The organism is Streptomyces sp. NRRL S-495 (genome assembly GCF_000966955.1).
In the GTDB taxonomy this organism is placed as follows: domain Bacteria; phylum Actinomycetota; class Actinomycetes; order Streptomycetales; family Streptomycetaceae; genus Kitasatospora; species Kitasatospora purpeofusca.
The window spans coordinates 1-4,034 of sequence record NZ_JZWY01000994.1 but is presented as its reverse complement, the minus strand read 5'-3'; the positions used below and the strand labels follow the sequence as shown (position 1 = coordinate 4,034).

The following is a 4,034-nucleotide window of genomic DNA, read 5'->3' as shown; positions in this document are numbered from 1 at the left end:
TGCGAGGGCGGGCGGTGCGAGGGCGGCCGGTGCGAGGGCGGGCGGGAAATTCGGTTGCGCCGATCTTGGAAGTCGCTAAGCTCTGATTCGTTCTCGCCGCGGGGCTTCCGTGGCGTGGGGACTGACGTGGAGAAGCAGAGGAGGTGCGTTTCGATGGTCGCCGCCGTGTCGCGGCGCGCCTTGGTGTGCGCGCCATACGCCTCTTCCTCTCGTCTTTCGCCCACCGGCTGACGACGCCTCGCAACTGGCGCATCGGTGGGCTGTTCCCCAGGAGCCACCACAGTGCGTGAGCGCTTTTCCAGCACCGACACCGATTCCTTCTCCCGTATTCGCGCCAAGGGCGCACCCCGTCGCGGCCGCCGGTCCGAGCGGTTCGACGACAACGAGCCCGAGGTCGTGTTCCGGTTCGACGACCACGGGGCCTACGCCGTCGCCAGTGACGAGTACGCCGACTTCGACGGCGAGTACGAGAGCCACGACGGCGAGTACGAGAACTACGACGACAGCTACGACAGCTACGACGACAACCCCGACGGCGGCCCGGCCGGGGGCGACCGCTGGTCGACGTGGGACCAGTCCACCCCCACTGAGAAGGGGCCCGAGCCGCGCCCTGCCTGGGTGGTGACCGAGCTCGCGGCCGTGGACACCGAACTCGGGCTGGTGAAGACCGGCAAGGAGGCGGACGTGTTCCTTCTGGAGCGCGGTGTGCCGGGCACGGACCGCCGCACGCTGATGGCGGCCAAGCGCTACCGCGACTCCCAGCACCGGATGTTCCATCGGGACTCCGGGTACCTGGAGGGGCGCCGGCACAAGGAGTCCCGGATCGCCCGGGCGATGGCCAAGCGCACCGCGTTCGGCAAGGAGGCCATCGCCGCGCAGTGGGCCGGTGCCGAGTTCACCGCGCTGTGCCGGCTGTGGTCGGCCGGGGTGGCCGTTCCCTACCCGGTGCAGATCACGGGCACGGAGATCCTGATGGAGTTCGTCGGCGACGAGAGCGGCATCGCCGCGCCCCGGCTCGCGCAGCTGAGGGCGGAGGAGGTGGACGTCGAGGACCTGTGGGAGCAGCTGGGCCGGAGCCTGTCGCTGCTGGCCGGTGACGGGTACGCGCACGGCGACCTGTCGGCGTACAACATCCTGGTCCACGAAGGGCGGCTGGTGATCATCGATGTGCCGCAGATCGTGGACGTCGTCGCGAATCCGCGCGGGCGCTCGTTCCTGGAGCGGGACGTGCGCAACGTCGGCGCCTGGTTCGTCTCCCGGGGGCTGCCGGAGCACCGCGTCGGCGAACTCGTCGGGGTGCTGGAGTTCGACGCGCGACTGGGGTGACGAGGGTCGGTCGGGCGGCGGGGTGCGACCCCGCCGCCCGACCGGACACGACCGGACACGATCCGATGCGGCCGGCCCCCGCCGTCAGGCCTCGCGCTTCCAGAGCCCCCGCTCGGCGAGGATCGGCAGCACGTTCTCCCCGACCCAGTACGCCTCCTCCAGGTGCGGGGCGCCGGAGAGGATGAACTCGTCCACGCCCAGCCGGTGGTACTCCTCGATCCGGTCCGCCACCTCGCGGTGGTCGCCGACGAGGGCGGTGCCCGCGCCGCCGCGCACCAGGCCGATCCCGGCCCACAGGTTGGGGGAGACCTCCAGCCGGTCGGTCGAGCCGCCGTGCAGCAGGCGCATCCGCCGCTGCCCCTCGGACTCGCTGCGGGCCAGCGCTGCCTGGGTCTCGGCGATCCGCGCCGGGTCCATACCGGCGAGCAGGCGGCCGGCCTCCGCCCACGCCGCCTGCGCGCTGTCGCGGGTGATGACGTGCAGCCGGATGCCGAACCGCGGTGCGCGGCCGTGCCGGGCGGCGAGCTCGCGGACGTGCCGGATCTTCTCGGCGACCATGGCGGGCGGCTCGCCCCAGGTGAGGTAGACATCGGCGTGCCGGGCGGCGACCTCGGCGGCCTCCGGCGAGGAGCCGCCGAAGTACACCTCGGGCACCGGATCCGGCAGCCGGGTCAGCCGGGCGGCCTCCACCCGGAGGTGGGTGCCGCGGTGGTCGACCTGTTCGCCGCGCCAGAGCCGGCCGGTGATGGACAGGAACTCCCCGGTGCGGGCGTAGCGGCCCGCCTTGTCGAGGAAGTCCCCGTACGCGCGCTGCTCGGCGGACTCGCCGCCGGTGACGACGTTGAGCAGCAGCCGGCCGCCCGACTGGTTCTGGTAGCTGGTGGCCATCTGGGCGGCCAGCGTCGGGCTGAGCTGACCGGGCCGGAAGGCCACCAGGTACTTCAGCCGCTCGGTCTCCCGGGTGAGCATCGCGGTGGTGAGCCAGGCGTCCTCGCACCAGGCGCCGGTCGGCGTCAGCGCCCCGGTGAAGCCGAGCTGTTCCGCGCTGCGCGCGATCTGGCCGAGGTAGGCGATGCTCGGCGGCCGGTCGGTGCCGGCGGTGCCGGGTGTCGAGCCGTGGCCGCCGCCGACGACGTGCCGGCTGTCCCCGGTGGTCGGCAGGAACCAGTGGGCGGTCAGCGCCATGGCGGCTCAGCCCTCCCGCACCGGGACGAACCCGCCGTAGCCGCCGTCGTGGTGGACCAGCGGCGGGCCGTCGGTGGTGTCGACGGCCAGTACCTCGCCGACGACCAGCAGGTGGTCGCCGACCGGCTGGAGCAGGAACGGGCGGGCCGTGAGCCGGGCGGCGGCGCCCGCGAGGACGGGCGTGCCGTACGGGCCGGTGTGCCAGTCCGTACCGGCGAAGCGGTCGATCCCGCTGCGGGCGAAGCGGTTCGCCAGCTCCCGCTGGTCGTCGCGCAGGATGTGCACGGTGAAGGCCTCGGCCTCCCGTACCGCGGGCGCGGCCGAGGCGGTGGCCGACAGGTAGAAGGACACCAGGGCGGGGTCCAGGCTGACCGAGGTGAACGAGGTGGCGGTGAAGCCGGCGGGGCCGCCGGGCCCGGCCGCGGTGATCACCGTGACGCCGGCCGCGTGCCGGCGCAGGGCGCTGCGGAGCAGGTCGGCGCCGTGGGCTCCGGCGAGCGCGGACGGCTGGGCGAGGACAGGCGGTTCGGCGAGGGCAGGCGGTACAGCGAGGACGGGACGTTCGTCGAGGGTGGTCATGCGGGGTCTCCTTCCGGGGCACGCGGGTGGGGGGTGCGTCCGCCCGCGTCGGTGGTGACGATCTGGGCGGGCAGGTGCGGGCCGCCCCGCAGGCGTTCCAGCCACTGGACGACGGCGGCGGCGACGCTGCGGTGGGCGGCGTCGTTGAGCGCGTCGTGCCGGCCGTCGGCGACCAGGACGAGGTCGGCGGCGAGTCGCCCGGCGAAGCGCCGTGCGGTGGCGGGCGGCGACACCGGGTCGGCGGACCCGTGCACCACGAGGACCGGCAGTTCAAGGACCGGCACCCCGTCGGCGGGGCCTTCGGAGGCCGCGTCCTCGGCCGCCCGGGCGAGGTCGGCGGGGACGTCCTCGGCGAGCGCGCCGGGCCGGAAGTCCGGGTCGGCGGCCAGCAGGCCCCGGTGTGCCGGGCAGGACGTCCGGGCGCCGAGCTCGTCCGTCCAGCCGTCGGCGGTGTCCGGAGTTCCGGGCGCGGAAGCGGCCGTGGGCAGGCCGACGAGCAGCAGCCCGTCGGGGGCGGCCTGCCGGGTGGCGGCCAGCGCGAGCAGGGCGCCGGTGTCCGAGCCGGCCAGCACCACGGGCGTGCCGGGCGTCGCGACGGCGCGGGCCTCGGCGACCTGACCGGCCAGGTCCGGCAGGGCGGACCTCGCGGCGGGCACTGCCGGGACGACCACGCGGTAGCCGTCGAAGGCCAGCCGCCGGCCGAAGCGGGCGTACACACCCGGGTGCTCGCCCCGGCCGGGCAGCAGCAGGACGGTGCCGCGCACGGTGACGTCGGCGGCGGGCTCCCAGGTGACTGGGACAGGCCCGGCGGCGGTGACGGAGGTGGTCATCGGGCCGCACCGGACACCGCGACGGCGGCCTGTGCGGTCTGCTGCACCTGCGCCTCCCCAGCAGCCTCGGCAGCCTCGGCCTCCCGGGCCGCCCGGGCGTCGCGGCGGGGGGCC

The 4,034-nt window shown here is 75.0% G+C and carries 4 protein-coding genes; 1 reads left to right on the top strand and 3 read right to left on the bottom strand.

What is annotated here, in order from left to right; genetic code table 11:
• Positions 1–282: 282 nt before the first annotated feature.
• On the top strand, positions 283–1,326 hold the full coding sequence (locus VR45_RS37620; protein ID WP_052709682.1) for an RIO1 family regulatory kinase/ATPase: 1,044 nt from the start codon (positions 283–285) through the stop codon (positions 1,324–1,326).
• 84 nt (positions 1,327–1,410) lie between these two features.
• Here VR45_RS37620 and VR45_RS37615 read toward each other — a convergent pair whose 3' ends face one another.
• The 3 genes from VR45_RS37615 to VR45_RS37605 are packed head-to-tail and all read right to left on the bottom strand — an operon-like array spanning position 1,411 to position 3,920.
• Positions 1,411–2,511, bottom strand: coding sequence for an LLM class flavin-dependent oxidoreductase (locus tag VR45_RS37615; RefSeq protein ID WP_045944442.1), 1,101 nt, complete (start codon positions 2,509–2,511; stop codon positions 1,411–1,413).
• A 6-nt stretch (positions 2,512–2,517) separates the two neighbouring features.
• Positions 2,518–3,090, bottom strand: a complete 573-nt coding sequence (locus VR45_RS37610) for a flavin reductase family protein (protein WP_078897363.1) — start codon at positions 3,088–3,090, stop codon at positions 2,518–2,520.
• Complete coding sequence (locus VR45_RS37605) at positions 3,087–3,920, bottom strand: alpha/beta fold hydrolase (protein ID WP_045944441.1); 834 nt, start codon at positions 3,918–3,920, stop codon at positions 3,087–3,089. The genes VR45_RS37610 and VR45_RS37605 overlap by 4 nt, the downstream gene beginning before the upstream one ends.
• Positions 3,921–4,034: the final 114 nt, after the last annotated feature.

Coding starts and splice junctions, on each gene's coding strand:
- VR45_RS37615 (WP_045944442.1), bottom strand. CDS start 2,511: ATGGCGCTGACCGCCCACTGGTTCCTGCCGACCACCGGGGACAGCCGG.
- VR45_RS37610 (WP_078897363.1), bottom strand. CDS start 3,090: ATGACCACCCTCGACGAACGTCCCGTCCTCGCTGTACCGCCTGCCCTC.
- VR45_RS37605 (WP_045944441.1), bottom strand. CDS start 3,920: ATGACCACCTCCGTCACCGCCGCCGGGCCTGTCCCAGTCACCTGGGAG.